A 17,580-nucleotide genomic window follows, 5' to 3' on the forward strand; every position below is an offset into this window, starting at 1 on the left:
AGCGGGAACCACACGCGTGTAACTTGTGAGCGGGCTGCGGATGCCTGTGTTCGACAGGCATCGGGCGCGGTGGTCGTGGCATCCGTCCGTCCACAGCATTGCGTGATCCGCTCACAGTTGTCCGGTGTCGACGCGAAGTTATCCACAGGCTCTCCACACTGTGCAGAACGCGCATGATGGGGCAGAGGGCGCTGCGCTGTCAAGTCAGAGGTGGCGCGTCGCGCCACACGGGGTCATCGCGAGGCGCGACCGAGCTGCGTCGTGATCTCGGAGACCTGGTTGTAGATCGAGCGACGCTCTTTCATGAGCTGCGCGATCTTCTTGCACGCGTACATGACCGTCGTGTGGTCGCGGTTGCCGAACAGCTGACCGATCTTCGGCAGCGACAGGTTCGTGCGCTCGCGGCACAGGTACATCGCGATCTGTCGTGCGGTGGCGACCGACTGCGAGCGGCTCGATCCGTAGAGGTCGTCGACCGACAGGCGGAAGTACTGCGCCGTTGCGGCGATGATGTCGGTCGGCATGATGACGTTCGCGTCATCGGTGTCGACGATGTCGCGCAGCACCGTCTGGGCGAGCGAGATGTCGAGGTTCGAGCGGTTGAGGCTCGCGAAGGCCGACACGCGGATGAGCGCGCCCTCGAGCTCGCGGATGTTGCTGGAGACCTTCGTTGCGATGTACTCGAGCACCTCGTCGGGGACGAGCAGGCGCTCGGACTGAGCCTTTTTGCGAAGGATCGCGATGCGGGTCTCGAGGTCGGGCGCCTGCACGTCGGTGATGAGACCCCACTCGAAGCGGCTGCGCATGCGGTCTTCGAACCCGGTGAGGTGGCGAGGCGGCACGTCGCTCGTGATCACGACCTGCTTGTCGTGGTCGTGCAGCGTGTTGAACGTGTGAAAGAACGCCTCCTGCGTCTCGGCCTTGCCCTGCAGGAACTGGATGTCGTCGATCATCAGGATGTCGACGTCGCGGTAGCGGGCCTGGAAGGCGGAGCCGCGGTTGTTCGCGATCGAGTTGATGAAGTCGTTCGTGAACTCTTCGCTCGAGACGTAGCGCACGCGGATGCCCGGGAACAGGTCGATCGCGTAGTTGCCGATCGCGTGCAGCAGGTGCGTCTTGCCGAGGCCCGAGTCGCCGTAGATGAACAGCGGGTTGTAGGCCTTGGCGGGGGCCTCGGCGACGGCGACCGCCGCCGCGTGCGCGAACCGGTTGGACTGGCCGATGACGAAGTTGTCGAAGGCGTACTTCGGGTTCAGGCGCGTGTCGCTGCGCGAGGGCGCGGCGACCGGGTCGGGCGTCTCGTCGACCGCGGGCCGCACGATCGGCACCGCGGAGAGGGTCGCCCCCGACTGGATCGGGATCGGCGTCGTCAGATGCGCGTCGATCAGCTCGGGGTTGACGACGACGCGGAAGGTCGTCGCGGCCGGCTCGGCGTCGACGTGCGCGAGGGCCTCCATGATGGGGCCGCGCAGGCGCTTGTTGAGCGTTTCGGCGGTGAGCGGGTTCGGCACGTCGAGGTAGAGCGTTCCGCCCATCACGCCCTGTGCGACGGCGAGGCTCAGAAACCCCTGCATCTGCGGCGTGACGCGCTCATCGCCGTCGAGGTGCTCGAGCACGGCCGTCCACACCGGGACATCCGGAACATCGTGCTGTGACATCGAACCCCCTGTGGATAACTACCCGAGCCACGGTAACCAGGGACCTCGTCGAGAGCAAAATCCACTGTAGTTCCGGGCCGCGTGTCCCTGCCACCCGTCATCCACAGGCGGTGGATAATGGCATGTTCGCCGCGCCTCCCGCATCGCTGGTTTGAGGTCTCGGCTTTCTCGACGTATTCTTAGTCGGTTGACTTATGCCCACACGGGCAGTCCCCTGTACCTGTGTCCCCGGTCTAGAGCGTTCGGGTGACCGCCGATCCGGAGTGATCCTCATGAGCAAGCGCACGTTCCAGCCCAACAACCGCCGCCGCGCCAAGAAGCACGGGTTCCGCGCCCGCATGCGCACGCGTGCCGGTCGCTCGATCCTGTCGGCGCGCCGCGCCAAGGGTCGCACCGAGCTCTCGGCCTGACCTTCGTCGCAGTGCTGGCGCGCGGGAATCGCATCACGCGCGGGGCGGAGTACAAAGCCGTCGTCCGCGGGGGTGCCCGGTGCGCCGCCGCACACACGGTGACCTACGTGGTCGCCACCGCCGAAGACCGCCCGGCGCGGTTCGGCTTCATCGTCAGCAAGCAGGTGGGAACGGCCGTGACCCGCAACACCGTGCGTCGCCGACTCAAAGCGGTGTGCGCCGAGGCGCTGCCGCGGCTGCGCCCGGGCTCCGACATCGTGATCCGGGCGCTGCCCACGTCGGCGACCGCCGACTTCGCGTCCCTGCGCACCGAGGTCGCCCGCTGCCTCGACCGGCGAGCGGCCGCGTGAGCGCGACGACCCTGCCCTCGTATTCGGTGGGAACCGGCCGGTTCGCGGCATCCGATGTCCTTCCCGCCGTTCCTCTCGTGCCGCGGAACCTCGGGCTCGTCGTGCTGCAGGCGTATCGCTCGGTGATCTCGCCTCTCTACGGCGACGTCTGCAAGTACTACCCGTCGTGCTCGGCCTATGCGGTCGGCGCTGTGCAGCAGCACGGGCTGCTGAAGGGCTCGGCGCTCACTGCCGCCCGCCTCGCCCGCTGCCATCCGTGGGCCCGCGGCGGCGTCGACGACGTGCCGCTGCACGCGCACTTCCGACACGACCTGACCCGGTACGGCTTCGTCGTGCCCTCCACTGACGAGGCACCCGCGGGCGCTTCGCCGAGAAAGGACTGATCCGTGCTGGATCTTCTCTACCGTGCGGCTGCGGCGACCCCGACGCCCGTCGTGCCGACGCCGACGACGCCCGCCCCGTCGACGAGTCTCGACTTCTTCAGCACCATCATGTGGCCGTTCAAGTGGATCGTCGAGGCGATCCTGGTGTTCTGGCACTGGATCTTCACCTCCATCGGTCTGCCGGCCGACGCCGGTCTCACCTGGGTGCTGTCGATCATTGGCCTCGTGGTGGTGGTGCGTTCGGCTCTGATCCCCCTCTTCGTGCGGCAGATCAAGAGCCAACGCAAGATGATGGAAATCGCCCCTGAACTGCGAAAAGTTCAGGAGAAGTACCGCGGCAAGAAGGATCAGCTCAGCCGCGAGGCGATGAGCCGCGAGACCATGGCGCTGTACAAGAAGCACGGCACGACGCCCGTGTCGAGCTGCCTGCCCCTGCTCGTGCAGATGCCGATCCTGCTCGGTATGTTCTATACGCTCAGCGACGTGAAGAAGCACGCCGAATGGGGCGTCGGCGGCGTGGGCTTTTTGAACAAGGAACTCACCTGGCAGTTCTACGAAGCGAAGCTGTTCGGTGTCGCGCCGCTCCACACGAGCCTCATCGAAGCCGTCAACCAGAAGCCCGACGGCTGGGAGGCGACGGTCACGATCCTCGTGATCCTGGTCGTCCTCATGATCGCGTCGCAGTTCATCACCCAGTTGCAGATCATCTCGAAGAACCTCTCCCCCGAGGCCAAGACCGGCCAGGCGTACCAGATGCAGCGCATCATGCTCTACATCCTGCCGCTCGCCTTCATCTTCTCGGGTGTCTTCTTCCCCCTCGGCGTCGTGCTCTACTGGTTCACCTCCAACATCTGGACGATGGTGCAGCAGTTCCTCGTGATCCGGAACCTGCCGACCCCCGGATCGGACGCCGCCAAGGCACGCGAAGAGCGTCTCGCACGCAAGGGCAAGGCACTGGATGCCTCGGGCAAGGTCGTTCCCATGGAGAAGTACGAGGCGGAGCAGCAGCGTCTGTATGAAGAGGCGCAGAAGGCGAAGGAGCAGGCCCCCAAGCGTCAGCAGCCCACCGGTAAGCAGCGGGCCAAGAAGCAGGCGCAGAAGAACAAGCCGGCCGACCCGAAGAACCCCGGTAACGCGAAGCCCGGCGGCGCGAAGCCCACGGGGAACGCGAAGCCTGGTGACGCGAAGCCGGACGACGACGCGAAGCCCTCGGGCAAAGCCTGAACGACGAAGCGAGGACCATCATGAGCAACAGCACTGACCAGGCCGCGCCCGCGGGCCTCGATGCCCGGAGCGCCGCCGCCACCGTCGAGCAGCTCGAGCAGGAGGGCGACGTCGCCGCGGACTACCTCGAGGGTCTGCTCGACATCGCCGACATCGAGGGCGACCTGACGCTCGACGTGCGCGCCGGGCGGGCGTATGTCTCGGTCGAGAACGACGACGAGGATGCCCTGCGGTTGCTCTCCGACCCCGAGACGGTGCAGGCGCTGCAAGAGCTCACGCGTATCGCCGTGCAGACGCAGACCGGCCGGTTCTCGCGGTTGATCCTCGACGTCGGTGGATCGCGCGATGCACGTCAGCGTCAGCTCGAGAAGCTGGTCGACCGAGCGATCGCGCGGCTCGACGAGGGCGCCTCGCAGGCATCCCTGCCGGCGATGTCGAGCTACGAGCGCAAGCTCATCCATGACATCGTCGCGGACCGCGGCCTCGTGTCGGAGTCGTACGGTGAAGGCAGCGATCGCCACACCGTCATCCGCCGCGGCTGACCGCACTGTTTCACGTGAAACATGCCCATGATCGAGGTTGAGCCGGCCGAGGCATCCGTGGTCTTCGGCGACCGCATCGAACTTGCGCGCCGATTCACCGCCGCCCTCGGCGAGCATGGCGAGGAACGCGGTCTGATCGGACCACTCGAACCGGCGCGCCTGTGGTCGCGGCACATCCTCAACTCGGCGGTTGCGGGCCCGCTGTTCGCATCGGGTGCACGTGTCGGTGACGTCGGCTCGGGTGCGGGGTTGCCGGGGTTGGTGCTGGCGATCGCGCGGCCTGACGTCGAGTGGGTGCTCATCGAACCGATGGAGCGTCGGGTGACCTGGCTGCAGGTCGATGTTTCACGTGAAACGTCGATGGATGCGGCAACTGCTCTGACCGCTGCGGGGATACGTATCGCACAGCCAGCGCGTCTCCGTCGCTCGAGTGTTTCACGTGAAACATTTGATCTGTCGGTCCGTGCGGTGCGTTCGTCTCCCGAGGAGATCCTCCCTCCATGCTTGGTGCTCCCGGGTGATGTCGCCGACGAGATGTTTCACGTGAAACATCCGGACTTCGTGATCAGTGCGCTGTGCTGACCCTGGGACTGGTCTCGCCGCCATGCGCACGGTGTGATTCGGACGTGTTTCACGTGAAACAGTCGCATTGCCGAACGGCGCGTCATGTTGGTGTTGCGAGGAGATCCACCCTCCGCGCGTGGTGCTCGCGGACGAGGGCGCCAGCCGCATGTTCCACGTGAAACATCGGGCTTCGCGCTCAGGGCTCTGCGCTGCGCTCACCTGAAACTGGCTCCGCCGCCATGCGCGCTTGCTGGGCGCCCGAACTGTTTCACGTGAAACATGTCGCAGGAAGCTAGGGAAGCACTGCTCCCGAGTGAGCTTGCTCGAGTGTGTTGCACGTGAAACATCGCTCAGAAAAGCGACGAGAGGCCGGCGCGCGGACTGTGGTGGGGGTGGCCTCGACTACAGTGGGATGGTTGGCAAAAGACGGGAGTTGATGGTGCCGGATTCGGAGAATGCGACCTCTCCCGCACCCTTCTCTCTCGACGACAGCCCGATCGCGCGAGAACTCGCCGACCTCACCTCGCGCCGCAAGGCGCTCGAGGGTGTCTCGGTCGAGTTCACCGGTCAGACCCGCGTGCTCACGATCTCGAACCAGAAGGGTGGCGTCGGAAAGACGACGACCACCGTGAACATGGCCGCTGCCCTGGCATCGCTCGGCGCACGCGTGCTGGTGATCGACCTCGATCCGCAGGGGAACGCATCGACGGCACTCGGTGTGCCCCATACCGCCGACATTCCGAGCGTCTACGACGTGCTGATCGACGAGTTCCCGCTCGCCGACATCATCCAGACAAGCCCCGAGTCGCCGAATCTGCTCTGTGCGCCGAGTACGATCCACCTCGCGGGCGCCGAGATCGAGCTCGTCTCGCAGGTCGCGCGTGAACACCGGCTGCGCACGGCGCTGGAGGAATACCTCGAGGCGTCGACCGAACGCCCGGATTTCGTGCTCATCGATTGCCCGCCGTCCCTGGGCCTGCTGACCATCAACGCCTTCACGGCGGCGAGCGAGCTGATGATCCCGATCCAGTGCGAGTACTACGCACTCGAAGGGCTGAGCCAGCTGCTCGGCAGTATTCGCATGATCCAGAAGCACTTGAACCCGTCGCTGCACCTGTCGACGATCCTGCTCACGATGTACGACGGCCGCACCCGGCTCGCGCAGCAGGTCGCCGACGAGGTGCGGGCGCATTTTCCGCGTGAGGTGCTGCACACCGTCATTCCGCGGTCGGTGCGCGTCTCTGAGGCGCCGAGCTTCGGGCAGACGGTCATCGCGTACGACGGACAATCGGTCGGTGCGGTCTCGTACCGCGAGGCGGCGGTGGAACTGGTGCGCAGACAGCAGGCGGCCACGAACGAGGGAGCACTCTGATGGCGAAGCGAACCGGACTGGGCCGGGGGATCGGCGCACTGATCCCCACCTCTGAGAGTGCCGAGGCGCGCCCCGTCGACGTGTTCTTCCCCGGCGCTTCGACGCCGGCTGCCCGGGCGGCCGCGCGCGCCGCGGATGCCTCGCCCGAGGCTGACCTCGATGAGTCACAGACCGCGTCGCCCGCGCCGGTCGACGCGCCGCTGGATACGCCCACGTCCGACACCGCGCCGTCGGAGGATGCCCCCGAGCTGGTCGCGGTGCCCGGCGCACGACTCATCCAGATCGATCCGAACGAGATCGTGCCGAACCCGCGGCAGCCGCGCACCAACTTCGACCCCGACGACCTCGCCGAGCTCGTGCACAGCATCCGCGAGTTCGGCGTGCTGCAGCCCGTCGTCGTTCGGACGAACGACGAGGGTGCATACGAGCTCATCATGGGTGAACGTCGCACCCGCGCCTCGCGCGAGGCGGGACTGACCTCGATCCCCGCGATCGTGCGCGACACAGCCGACGAAGACCTGCTGCGTGACGCGCTGCTCGAGAACCTGCACCGCTCTCAGCTGAATCCGCTCGAAGAGGCGTCGGCATACCAGCAGCTGCTCGAAGACTTCGGCATTACGCAAGAGCAGCTCGCCACTCGCATCGGCCGGTCGCGGCCGCAGATCAGCAACACGATCCGCCTGCTCAAACTGCCCGTGCCGGTGCAGCAGCGGGTCGCCGCGGGAGTGCTCAGCGCGGGTCACGCACGCGCGATCCTCTCGCTCGACGACACCGTGGCCATGCAGCGGCTCGCTGACAAGATCGTCAACGAAGACCTCTCGGTGCGCGCCGCCGAGGCGGCCGCGAAGACGGCGGATGCCGGTGCCCACCGCCCGTTGCCACCGAAGGCCGGCGCCCGTCGGGCGCACCTCGACGACGTCGCCGAGCGCCTCGGAGACCGCCTCAACACCAAGGTGAAGATCTCACTGACCGCGCGAAAAGGCCAGATCAACATCGATTTCGCGACGATCCAGGATCTGAATCGCATTCTCGCGGAGCTCGGGGAAACGGAGTACGGCGCGCTCTGACCGCTCCGCACCGACGTAGGCTGGAAGGGTGACCGATCGCCCTCCGCTGCCCCGACGCGCCAGCCTCGAGCTGCTGCGCGCCGAGGCATCCGACGAGCTCTCGGTGCTCATCGAGGAGCGCATTCGCGACGGGGAAGACCCGTGGGACTTCATGGAAGATCTGCCCACCGTCGACGAACTCGTCGTGCTGACCCTGCGCGCTGAGAACATCGCCGCCGACGGGGGAAACCGGCCGACGGCCGCACGCAACTACCGCGTGCTGCGCCAGATCTCGCTCGACTACCCGGCGCTCACGCGCGCGGTGTGGCGGCTGCTCGGCAGCGAGCCGCACCGCACGTGGGATGCGTCGGTGCGCGTGGAGGCGTCGTAACAGCGCTCCACGCGCACCCGTGCGGTGCAGAGAGGCGGATCGTCAGCCGATGTAGGCGGCGAGGTCTTGCTCGAGGGCGAACTTCGGCTTGGCGCCGATGATCGTCTTCTCGACCTGACCCTTGTTGAACACCTTCATCGCGGGGATCGAGGTGATCTGGTACTCCATGGCGAGGTTGGGGTTCTCGTCGACGTTGAGCTTCAGCACCGTCAGCTTGTCGCCGTTCTCGGTCTGGATCTCGTCGAGGATCGGGCCGACCATGCGGCACGGTCCACACCACTCGGCCCAGAAGTCCACCAGCACGGGACCTTCGGCGTCGATGACGTCCTGCTTCCAGGTGCTTTCGTTCGTGGCCTTCGCAGTCATGTTCTTCTCCTTACAGAAGCGATAGTCGCTACAACAGGGATGCGCGCGGGATTGTTCCGCGAGGCCCGGTCAGGCCGTGGCGGTGTCCGCGTCGCCGTCGGCGTCGGTGAGGTGGTCGATCTCCGAGGCATCCGGAGCGGGGGCACCGGCGTCGCCCAGAGCGGCGAGGTAGTGCTCCACGTCGAGCGCGGCGATCGCGCCGCTGCCGGCGGCGGTGACCGCCTGCCGGTAGGTCGGGTCGATGACGTCACCGGCGGCGAACACGCCGGGCACCGACGTGCGCGACGAACGGCCATCCACCCACACGGTGCCGTGCTCGGTGATGTCGAGCTGGTCGTGCACGAGATGCGTGCGCGGGTCGTTGCCGATCGCGACGAAAACGCCCGTGACCGGGAGTTCCCGGGTGGATCCGTCGACGGTGTCGCGCAGCAGCAGGCCCGTCACCGCGTCGTCGCCGACCACGTCGACGACCTCGCTGTTCCAGACGAACTCGATCTTCTCGTTCGCGAACGCGCGCTCCTGCATGATCTTCGAGGCGCGCAGCTCGTCGCGGCGGTGGATGACGTAGACCTTCGACGCGAACTTGGTGAGGAACGTCGCCTCCTCCATCGCCGAGTCGCCACCGCCGACGACGGCGATCTCCTGCTCGCGGAAGAAGAACCCGTCGCACGTCGCGCAGTACGAGACGCCGTGGCCCGAAAGGCGCTGCTCACCGACGACGCCGATCTTGCGGGGCGCCGATCCCGTGGCGAAGATCACGGCATCCGCTTCGTGCACCGCGCCGCTGCCGAGCGTGACCGTCTTGGTGCGGCCGGCGAGGTCGAGCGCGGTGACGTCGTCGTAGAGCACCTCGGTGCCGAACTTCTCGGCCTGCTCCTGCATCTTCGCCATGAGGTCGGGGCCCATGATGCCCTCGGGGAAGCCGGGGAAGTTCTCCACCTCGGTGGTGTTCATCAGCTCGCCGCCGGCTTCGACGGAGCTCGCGATCAGCAACGGGCTGAGGTTCGCGCGCGCCGCGTAGATGGCGGCGGTGAACCCCGCGGGTCCGGAGCCGATGATGATGACCTGTCGCACGTGCTTCCCCTTCATCTGCGGATGCCCGGTGGCGGGCCCCAGCGCATTCAACCCATGGTAGCCGCGGCGCATTCCGCCGCGCGGGACATGCCGGCCGGCATCAGCGCCCTCACAGCAGGGAGCCCGCCTTCGCTCACCGGCCGAGCATGCGCCGTACGGTGCGCTGCGCGATCGCGAGCTCGGGTGCGCGAAGCAGCGCGAGCGCGGCGACGTAGACGAGGATCGAGACGCCAGCCACGATCGCCGCGCCGACGGCCCCGAGCAGTCTGTCGCTGGCGGCCCAGCCGCCAGCCCCGCCCATGAGCAGGAACGTCGCCCAGCCGGCGGCGAACGCGGGCACGGCCGCGAGGGCGAACCGTCCGAGAGCGCGCCAGCTCGCGCGCAGCGCCGCCGTATCGGTGTGACGACGCAGCAGCCGCACCGCGAGAGGCAGCTGCACGAGAGTCGCCAGCGACTGCGTCAGCGCGACCCCGGCCGCGAGGAAACCGAGCGGCAGCAGGCCGAGCGCGACGGCAGCCCAGGCCAGCAGCGCGCCGATCGCCGTGGCGATGGCCTGGGCCAGGCCGAACCAGAACGGCGTGCGCGTGTCTTGGAAGGCGAAGAACGCACGGCGGATCACCATCAGCACCCCGAACGGCACGAGCGCCACGAGGTAGGCGCACACGACCCACGCGGTCGCGACGGCCCCCTCGGTGGAGTCGCTGAAGATACGCGAGACGGGCACGGATGCCGCGGCGATCGCCGCCGTGAAGCCGAAGCCGAACAGGGCGATCGAGCGGATCGATTCGTCGAGGTTCGGGCCCACGGCATCCATTCGGCCTTCGGCGATCTCTTCTGCCAGCCGCGTGAAGTAGGCCGTCGAGATCGACATCGCGACGATCGAGTGCGGCAGCATGAAGATCAGCCACGCGTAGCCCAGCACGGCGATGCTCGCCTTGCCCGACGCTTGAGTGACCACCTGCGTCTGCACGATGTACGCGAGCTGGCCGACGACGACGGCGAGGAACGTCCACCACGCGAGGGTGCCGATGTGACGCAGGCCGATGCCGCGCCAACCGAAGTCGGGACGGATGTCGAGCTTGGTGCGCTTCCAGAAGAACAGCAGCACGATCGTCTGCAGCGCGATACCGAGGGTCGAGGTGCCGCCCAGCAGCGCGATCATGCCCGGGGTCCAGTCGCCGATCTGGGTGTATGGACCGCCGAAGACGACGAGGAAGACGATGAAGCCCGCGATCGATACGAGGTTGTTGACCGTGGGTGCCCAGCTGTAGGGACCGAACACCCGTCGGGCGTTGAGCGCCTCGCCGAGCAGGGCGTAGAGGCCGTAGAACAACAGCTGCGGCAGCAGCCAGTAGGCGAACGAGACGGACAGCGCGTGTTGCGCCGGCGGGTAGCTGGAGGCGTAGATCCAGATCAGCGCGGGCGCGATCAGCATGGCGATCGCGGTGGCCGCGACGAGCACCACGGTGCCGAGGGTGAGGAGCTTCGAGACGAACTTCGATCCGCCGTCGGAGTGGGCGGCGGACTTGACGATCTGCGGCACGATGATGCCGGTGATCACGCCCGCTGCGAGCAGTTCGTAGACGTTCGTGGGCAGCGCCGAGGCGATCGCGAAGGCGTCGGCCGGGCGGCTCTCGTATGAGCCGATCACCGCGACGAGCAGGATCGAGCGGACGAGGCCCGTCATACGCGAGACGAGGGTGCCGGCACCGATGATGGCGCTGGCGCGACCGAGACTAGGCATGCGTGCCCTCTTCTTTCGGTGAGGTGTCGCCCGGTGCGTCATTGCTCGGTGTGTGGTTGCTCGGTGCACCCTCGCCCGGTTCGTCCGCGGGCGTCGACGCGGCTCGGCGCCGCAGCTTGCGCACCGTGCGCACGATTCCGACGACGATCAGGGCGGCGATGAGGGCCGCCATGACGGCCACGCCGACCGACTCCCACTCGGCCCGCACGGTCACGTGCACCGGAACGGTGCCGCCGATCTCCACCGACGAGGTGCTGCGCAACTGCAGCGCGAGCGACGACTCACCGCTGCCGACACGGGCCTGCACCGGCACCTGCACGCGGGTGCTCTGGCTCGGGCCGGCCTCGACCGGCGTCGTGTTCTGCACGATCAGGCGGGGGTCGTTCGGTGTCGCGATGAGTTCGAGTGAGACCGGCCACGGCAGATCGTTTCGCACCGAGAAGGTGAGCGGGGCGCTCGTCGCGGCGAGCGTGATGTCGCTCGGCGGCACGACCGCGACCGCGTCGAGCGTCTGCTGCGTCTGCGTGCGGTGCGCCGACAGGGCGGCCGCGGCCTGGGTGGGCTGCGAGAGCCATCCGTTGCCCAGCAACTGCAGGATCGATGCCCGTTCAGGCGCCGTGATCACCGCCGGATCGGTGAGGATCGTGGCGAAACTCGTCAGCTCCTCCTCGCCGGCGAGCAGGCCGGAGAGGTCGGCCGCGCGGGTCGCGGTGCCCGTGTCGGCGGCCTCGCCGACGATCGAGACGGTCGCGGGGCTGCCCGAGGTGAGCGCACTGAGGCTGCTCGCGGTGCGCCCTGCGAGATGCGTGCCCTGCACGACGGCTGCACGGTCTCCCACGGTCGAGACGTCGGCGGGTCGGTCGAGCACGACGAGCACGGGGGCGGTGGGGTCTGCCGCAACGGCGAGGGCGGCGAAAGCGGATGCCTCGGCCAGCGCCTCGGCGCGCGTGATCGCCACGTCGCTCGTCGCCGCGGTGGTGAGCGCGCGCGAGGCATCCACGTCGTAGACGAGCACCGGCGCGCCGTCGGCAGACGCCCACGCGGGGGTCGCCTGCCCGCTCGCAGAGGCGACCGATGCCGAGTCGACCAGGGTGATCGGGGAGGCGTCGTCGACGGTGAGCGCGCCGAGCGTCGAGACGGTGCCGGCATCAACCGATCCCGAGGCCGGCCAGAGCACCGTGCCGACACGCGGGCCGATGTCGGTGAGCTGTGCGAGGGTGGGCAGCACCGAACCGCCGGGAGCGGTCGAGGGGGTCGGCGTCGGGGTGGCCGCGGCCGCCTGATCCGCGTCGGCGGCAGTCGTCGGCGTCGGTGCGGGTGAGGGGGTGAGACCGGTGAAGTCGGACGCGGTGAGGTAGGGCGCGAGGGTCGACACCGTCAGGGGTGTCGCGAGGCCCGATGCGAGCTGTGCGGCGAGGTCGGCGTCACCGAACTGCAGGGCGAATCGCTCGTTCGGCAGGGCCATCAGGTCGGCGAGCCACTGTGTCGCCGAGGCGGGGGCGGAGATTCCGAGCACGCGAATCGCCGCGACGACGGCCGGGTCGACCGCGAGGATGGCGGGAGTGCCGACGACCGCATCGAGTTGGGTGCGCAGGCTTCCGCCCGACGACGTGAGGTCGCCCAGCTGGGCTGCGCTCAGCAGCCCGTCGGCGATCGGCGGTGCGGTGATCGGAACGACGAGCCCGAGCGCGCCGGTGCCCGCATCGCCCGACACCACGAGCACGCTGACCGCCGTCATGGCCGACGCATCGGCGCCGTAGTCGGCCCGCAGGGGGTAGACGCCCGGCGCGAGGCCCGCGATCGTCGCCGCGTCGATCGTGAGGTTCGCGCTGCCGACGCCGAGCGGAACGATTGAGGGGATCTCGCCCGTGCCGACCGCCAGCTCGGTCCGCGCCGGGTCGGCGGTCGAGGCGGCGAGCCAGTCGCGCACGTCGGCGCGGGTCGTGAGTGGCCGCACCGACGCCGAGAGACGCACCGCCGCGGCGGGAATGGTCGAGCCGGTGGCGTTGCGTGCCGAGACCGCGACCGCGAGCGGCTGCCCGGCGGTCACGACGCCCGCCCCGGCCGGCGCGACCGAGAAGGTCATCGTCGAGGCATCACCCGTGGCGGCGGGGACGGTGGCCGCCGTCGCCATGCTCTCCAGCGCCGCGGCGGGAGCCGCGAGGGCCACAGCCAGCAGTGCCGCCAGCAGCGCCGGGACGGCGGCGAGACGTCGCAGGCGGTGGCGCGCAGATACGGGGTGGCTGGGGGTCATGACGCGAATCGGGTCGGGTGCGAACCATGCCGCACGATCAGGTGCGATTCTAGGGTCACACCCCTGTGCGCGCCCCGAGACCGGCCGCGCGGGCCCGAATGACGACGATGGGATGCCTCGGTGACCAGTGATCTCGCGCCCGATCCCCGCCCTGTTTCCCTCCCCGAGTCGCACCCTGGCGGTGCCGCCGCGAGCGCGGGGCGGATCGATCCCGACCCCGTGATCGTCGCCCGGTTGCGCGCCGACCTCTCCGACGCCGGTTATACCGCAGACGCCGTGCGGGAGGCGTGGGGTCCGCTCGCCGACGAGGCGGTCGGGCATGGGTTGCACGGTCCCGCCCTCGCGGCGCTCGCCGCGCGAGCGGTGACGGGCGAGGCGCCGGAAGCTGTGGACGCCGTCGCTGTGCTGGCACGGCTGTTGTTCCTGGGCGTGCCGACGTCACGGGCATCCGTCGACCGCATTCTCGTCCGCACCGGTGCCGACGGACTCGCGGTACTCGGGCTCGCGACCCTGCACGGCGACGACGTCGTGCCGCGGGCGCTCGTGCGGCCGCAGGACTTCGCCGACGACGCGGCCGCTGCCGCGGGGAGCTCCTCCGCCGGCGGCGACGCCGGCGAGACGCGCGGGCAATGGTGGATCGCGAGCGACCTCGACGAGGCGGCCCTCGGCGGGGCGCTGCCCGTCGGGCACGTGCTGGGCGTCGGCGGCGCCTCGCTGACGCTCGCCGGGCTGCAGCTTCCGACGCCAGCCGCACGGGTGCTCGATCTGGGCACGGGGTGCGGCATTCAGGCGCTGCGCGCCCGGAGGTTCGCCGACCGCGTCGTGGCGACCGACGTGTCGGAGCGTGCCCTGGCCTTCACCCGCCTGAACGCGCTGCTGAACGGCGTCGACGGCATCGAGACGCGCCTCGGCAGCCTGTTCGACCCGGTGCGCGGCGAGGTGTTCGACCGCGTCGTGTCGAACCCGCCCTTCGTCATCACGCCGCGGGTCGCGGGCGTGCCGGCCTACGAATACCGCGACGCGGGGCTCGCCGGCGACGACCTGGTCGCCGCGTTCGTGACGGGTGTCGGCGAGGTGCTCGCGCCCGGCGGCACGGCGCAGCTGCTCGGCAACTGGGAGTACCGCGGCGACCTCGACGGCCTCGCCCGGGTGCGCGCATGGGTGGATGCCTCGCCGGTGCCCCTCGACGCCTGGATCATCGAACGCGAGACGCTCGACCCCCTCGCCTACGCCGAACTGTGGGTGCGCGACGGCGGAACCGCTCCCGGCACGCCCGCCTACGCCCCGCTCGTCGAGGCGTGGCTCGCCGACTTCGCCGCGCGCGGCGTCACCGCCGTCGGCTTCGGGTACCTGTTGCTGCGCCGCGTCGACCCGGACGGCGGCGACGATGACAGCGCCGGCACGCCGCCGCTCCGCCGCTTCGAACGGCTCACCCAGCCGCTCGGCGTGACCGACGGCGGGCTCGGCGCCCACCTGGCACGCGCGCTCGAGGCATCCGATGCGCTCTCGCGCCTCGACGACGACGCGCTCGCCGAAGCGACCTTCGTCGTCGCGGTAGACGTGACCGAAGCGCGCCACCACCTGCCCGGAGCCGAGGCGCCGAGCGTCATCGAGCTGCGTCAGGGCGGCGGCTTCGCGCGCACGATCGAGGTCGACCCGGCCCTCGCCGCCCTCGTCGGCGCGTGCGACGGAGATCTGCCGGTGGGAGTGCTCTCCGACGCGATCGCGGAGCTGCTCGACGTGGATGCCACGGCGCTCCGCGCCGACCTGCTGCCGCGGGTGCGGGAACTCGCCTTCACGGGGTTCCTCCGCGTGATGTGACGCCCGGGGCGCCCGCCCGAGCGCCCGGTACGCTGGAACCCATGCTCAACATGGCCGAGGGCCTCGACCGTCTGGGGGCGCTCGCGACCTCGCCGATCGTCGCGCGGCTCGGCGCGGCCTTCGCCGAGGCCGGGTTCGAGCTCGCGATCGTCGGGGGGCCCGTGCGCGACGCCCTGCTCGGCAGGCCGACCCACGATCTCGATTTCACGACCGACGCGCGGCCCGACGAGACGCTGCGGATCGTCAAACCCCTCGCCTCGGGCACGTGGGACATCGGCCGCGCGTTCGGCACCATCGGCGCTAAGGTCGCCGGTCCCGCCGGCACCGCGGAGCAGGTCGAGATCACCACGTACCGCGCCGACAGCTACGACGGACTCACCCGAAAGCCGACGGTCGCGTTCGGCGACACGCTCGAGGGAGACCTCGCCCGCCGCGACTTCACGGTCGGCGCCATGGCCCTGCGGTTGCCGCTGCCCGCCCTCGTCGACCCGACCGGCGGCGTCGAAGACCTCATCGCCGGCGTGCTACGTACCCCCGGCGACCCCGACGTGAGCTTCGGCGACGACCCGCTGCGGATGCTCCGTGCCGCGCGCTTCGCCGGCCAACTCGGTTTCGAGGTCGCCCCCGACACCCTCGAGGCGATGTCGCGGCTGCGCGAATCGATCCGCATCGTCAGCCCCGAGCGCGTGCAGGGCGAGCTCGTGAAGCTGCTCGCGAGTGACGACCCGGTGCGGGGCATCCGCATTCTCGTCGACACCGGACTCATGGGCGAGATCGTGCCCGAAGTGCCCGCGTTGCGGCTCGAGATCGACGAGCACCACCACCACAAAGACGTCTACGAGCACTCGCTGACGGTGCTGCGCCAGGCGATCGACCTCGAGCAGCAGCGCCACCCCGGCGAGGCGCCCGACGTGACGTTGCGCCTCGCCGCGCTGCTGCACGACATCGGCAAACCCGCCACCCGCAAACTCGAGCCCGGCGGCGGCGTCAGTTTTCACCACCACGACCTCAAGGGTGCGCGCCTCGCCCGCAAGCGGCTGCAGGCGCTGCGGTTCGACTCCGACACGATCGCCGCGGTCAGCCAGCTCATCGAGCAGCACCTGCGCTTCTTCGGCTACGCCGAGGGCGCCTGGACCGACTCGGCTGTGCGCCGGTACGTGCGCGACGCGGGCGACCAGCTCGAACGCCTGCACATGCTCACCCGCGCCGACGTCACCACCCGCAACCGCCGCAAGGCCGCGCGACTCGGCGCGGCCTACGACGACATCGAGCGGCGCATCGCCGAGCTCGCCGCGCAGGAGGAGCTCGACGCGATCCGCCCCGAGCTCGACGGCAACCGCATCCAGGAGGTCCTTGGCATCGGACCGGGTCGCGAGGTCGGTGCGGCGTACCGGTTCCTGCTCGACCTACGCCTCGACGAGGGGATCATCGGCCCGGATGCCGCCGAGGAGCGCCTGCGCGCCTGGTGGACCGCCCGCGCCTGACCGGTACGCGCGCGACCGCCGCGCTCGCCGCGCCGTCGCGTGACGAATGCAGGAGATCCGGCCGCCGGCCGCCCGAAATCGCCCCGCCTGCGTCGCCCGCGCCACGAAACTCCTGCAATCGTCACGCCACCCACCTAGACTCGCTGGCATCCCATCACCGCCGATCGGAGGCGCCGTGCCCTCGCCATGGTCGTCGCGGCGCGAGGTCTCGCCCGAGACATCGCGCCTGCTGATCGAGCGCGCACACGACGAGTTCGTCGGCGGGAATGACGCCGACCCGCGGCTGCGGCAGGTGCGCGGGCTCGTGCAGGACTCGTGGCGCCGCTCGTTGGCCCACCTCGTCGGACCCGACGGCACGCCGCCGCTCGACCTCACGTCCGAGGAGCTCGAGGCCTACCGCAGCGCGCATCCGCTCGCCGGCGCGATCGACATGATCCGCGCCCTGCTGCTGCCCGGGGGCGACCCCGAGGCCGACGCGGGCGTCGTGGTCGCCGTCGGCGACGCCGCGGGGCGGCTGCTCTGGGTCGAGGGCGATCGGCGCGTGCGCGACCTGACCGGCGCCATGGGCTTCGTCGCCGGGGCGAACTGGTCGGAGGCGGTCGTCGGCACGTCCGCGCCCGGCACCGCCCTCGCCCTCGGGCGGTCGGTGCAGATCCACGGCGCCGAGCATTTCAACCGGCACGTCGCTCCGTGGTCGTGCACGGCGGCGCCGGTGCACGATCCCGAGACCCGGCGCCTGCTCGGCGTCATCGACGTGACGGGCGACGCCGAGGCGGCGACGCCGCAGGCGCAGCTGTTGGTGGATGCCACGGCGAGGGCGATCGAGGGCGAGCTGCTCGTCGCGCGCCTGCGCGCTCGGGCCGCCGCGACGGCGGCGCCGATCCCGGTGCGTCGCGG

17 protein-coding genes are annotated in these 17,580 nt (G+C 69.7%); 12 read left to right on the forward strand and 5 right to left on the reverse strand.

Annotated elements, in window-relative coordinates:
• Positions 1–233: 233 nt before the first annotated feature.
• A complete protein-coding gene (gene dnaA / locus G3N18_RS01175; protein ID WP_196382484.1) occupies positions 234–1,658 on the reverse strand; it encodes a chromosomal replication initiator protein DnaA in 1,425 nt (474 codons plus the stop codon).
• A 272-nt stretch (positions 1,659–1,930) separates the two neighbouring features.
• Here dnaA and rpmH point away from each other — a divergent pair, with 272 nt between their 5' ends.
• The 9 genes from rpmH (at position 1,931) to G3N18_RS01220 (ending at position 7,940) form a co-directional block, all read left to right on the forward strand.
• Entirely contained in the window at positions 1,931–2,068 is a 138-nt protein-coding gene (rpmH, locus tag G3N18_RS01180; protein WP_005054680.1) for a 50S ribosomal protein L34, read from the forward strand.
• Between the two features lie 11 nt (positions 2,069–2,079).
• On the forward strand, positions 2,080–2,418 hold the full coding sequence (gene rnpA / locus G3N18_RS01185; protein ID WP_196382485.1) for a ribonuclease P protein component: 339 nt from the start codon (positions 2,080–2,082) through the stop codon (positions 2,416–2,418).
• A gap of 26 nt (positions 2,419–2,444) precedes the next feature.
• The gene (yidD, locus tag G3N18_RS01190; RefSeq protein WP_314853602.1) at positions 2,445–2,801 is read left to right on the forward strand and encodes a membrane protein insertion efficiency factor YidD; all 357 of its coding nucleotides are present in this window, start codon (positions 2,445–2,447) and stop codon (positions 2,799–2,801) included.
• 3 nt (positions 2,802–2,804) lie between these two features.
• On the forward strand, positions 2,805–4,025 hold the full coding sequence (gene yidC, locus G3N18_RS01195; protein ID WP_338038128.1) for a membrane protein insertase YidC: 1,221 nt from the start codon (positions 2,805–2,807) through the stop codon (positions 4,023–4,025).
• A gap of 20 nt (positions 4,026–4,045) precedes the next feature.
• Positions 4,046–4,567, forward strand: a complete 522-nt coding sequence (locus tag G3N18_RS01200) for a Jag family protein (protein WP_196382487.1) — start codon at positions 4,046–4,048, stop codon at positions 4,565–4,567.
• Between the two features lie 21 nt (positions 4,568–4,588).
• Positions 4,589–5,149, forward strand: a complete 561-nt coding sequence (locus G3N18_RS01205) for a 16S rRNA (guanine(527)-N(7))-methyltransferase RsmG (protein ID WP_230403685.1) — start codon at positions 4,589–4,591, stop codon at positions 5,147–5,149.
• Positions 5,150–5,570: 421 nt separating this feature from the next.
• Positions 5,571–6,503, forward strand: coding sequence for a ParA family protein (locus tag G3N18_RS01210; protein WP_338038133.1), 933 nt, complete (start codon positions 5,571–5,573; stop codon positions 6,501–6,503).
• The gene (locus G3N18_RS01215) at positions 6,503–7,570 is read left to right on the forward strand and encodes a ParB/RepB/Spo0J family partition protein (RefSeq protein ID WP_196382488.1); all 1,068 of its coding nucleotides are present in this window, start codon (positions 6,503–6,505) and stop codon (positions 7,568–7,570) included. Before G3N18_RS01210 ends, G3N18_RS01215 begins: the two co-directional genes overlap by 1 nt.
• Before the next feature lie 28 nt (positions 7,571–7,598).
• On the forward strand, positions 7,599–7,940 hold the full coding sequence (locus tag G3N18_RS01220) for a tryptophan synthase subunit alpha (protein ID WP_196382489.1): 342 nt from the start codon (positions 7,599–7,601) through the stop codon (positions 7,938–7,940).
• 42 nt (positions 7,941–7,982) lie between these two features.
• Here the strand turns inward: G3N18_RS01220 and trxA are convergent, their stop codons facing one another.
• The 4 genes from trxA to G3N18_RS01240 all read right to left on the reverse strand — a co-directional run bounded on the left by trxA (position 7,983) and on the right by G3N18_RS01240 (position 13,378).
• Positions 7,983–8,306: a thioredoxin gene (gene trxA / locus G3N18_RS01225; protein ID WP_196382490.1), complete on the reverse strand. Its 324-nt coding sequence runs from the start codon at positions 8,304–8,306 to the stop codon at positions 7,983–7,985.
• 69 nt (positions 8,307–8,375) lie between these two features.
• Positions 8,376–9,380 carry a thioredoxin-disulfide reductase gene (trxB, locus tag G3N18_RS01230; protein ID WP_196382491.1) on the reverse strand — a complete coding sequence of 335 codons (1,005 nt, stop codon included), beginning with the start codon at positions 9,378–9,380 and terminating at the stop codon, positions 8,376–8,378.
• 133 nt (positions 9,381–9,513) lie between these two features.
• Entirely contained in the window at positions 9,514–11,124 is a 1,611-nt protein-coding gene (gene murJ, locus G3N18_RS01235) for a murein biosynthesis integral membrane protein MurJ (protein ID WP_196382492.1), read from the reverse strand.
• Positions 11,117–13,378 carry a DUF6049 family protein gene (locus G3N18_RS01240; protein WP_196382493.1) on the reverse strand — a complete coding sequence of 754 codons (2,262 nt, stop codon included), beginning with the start codon at positions 13,376–13,378 and terminating at the stop codon, positions 11,117–11,119. The genes murJ and G3N18_RS01240 overlap by 8 nt, the downstream gene beginning before the upstream one ends.
• Positions 13,379–13,582: 204 nt before the next feature.
• Between G3N18_RS01240 and G3N18_RS01245 the strand changes: the two genes are divergently transcribed.
• The 3 genes from G3N18_RS01245 to G3N18_RS01255 form a co-directional block, all read left to right on the forward strand.
• Positions 13,583–15,199, forward strand: coding sequence for a DUF7059 domain-containing protein (locus G3N18_RS01245; RefSeq protein ID WP_196382507.1), 1,617 nt, complete (start codon positions 13,583–13,585; stop codon positions 15,197–15,199).
• Between the two features lie 41 nt (positions 15,200–15,240).
• The gene (locus tag G3N18_RS01250) at positions 15,241–16,683 is read left to right on the forward strand and encodes a CCA tRNA nucleotidyltransferase (RefSeq protein WP_196382494.1); all 1,443 of its coding nucleotides are present in this window, start codon (positions 15,241–15,243) and stop codon (positions 16,681–16,683) included.
• A 175-nt stretch (positions 16,684–16,858) separates the two neighbouring features.
• The coding region (locus G3N18_RS01255; protein WP_196382495.1) for a GAF domain-containing protein at positions 16,859–17,580 on the forward strand (722 nt) is incomplete at its 3' end.

The organism is Microbacterium paulum (assembly GCF_015707995.1).
In the GTDB taxonomy this organism is placed as follows: domain Bacteria; phylum Actinomycetota; class Actinomycetes; order Actinomycetales; family Microbacteriaceae; genus Microbacterium; species Microbacterium paulum.

Bases quoted from the DNA above. Each gene is read 5' to 3' on its own strand.
- dnaA (WP_196382484.1), bottom strand. From the start codon at position 1,658: ATGTCACAGCACGATGTTCCGGATGTCCCGGTGTGGACGGCCGTGCTC.
- rpmH (WP_005054680.1), top strand. From the start codon at position 1,931: ATGAGCAAGCGCACGTTCCAGCCCAACAACCGCCGCCGCGCCAAGAAG.
- G3N18_RS01200 (WP_196382487.1), top strand. From the start codon at position 4,046: ATGAGCAACAGCACTGACCAGGCCGCGCCCGCGGGCCTCGATGCCCGG.
- G3N18_RS01205 (WP_230403685.1), top strand. From the start codon at position 4,589: ATGCCCATGATCGAGGTTGAGCCGGCCGAGGCATCCGTGGTCTTCGGC.
- G3N18_RS01215 (WP_196382488.1), top strand. From the start codon at position 6,503: ATGGCGAAGCGAACCGGACTGGGCCGGGGGATCGGCGCACTGATCCCC.
- trxA (WP_196382490.1), bottom strand. From the start codon at position 8,306: ATGACTGCGAAGGCCACGAACGAAAGCACCTGGAAGCAGGACGTCATC.
- murJ (WP_196382492.1), bottom strand. From the start codon at position 11,124: ATGCCTAGTCTCGGTCGCGCCAGCGCCATCATCGGTGCCGGCACCCTC.
- G3N18_RS01240 (WP_196382493.1), bottom strand. From the start codon at position 13,378: ATGACCCCCAGCCACCCCGTATCTGCGCGCCACCGCCTGCGACGTCTC.
- G3N18_RS01250 (WP_196382494.1), top strand. From the start codon at position 15,241: ATGCTCAACATGGCCGAGGGCCTCGACCGTCTGGGGGCGCTCGCGACC.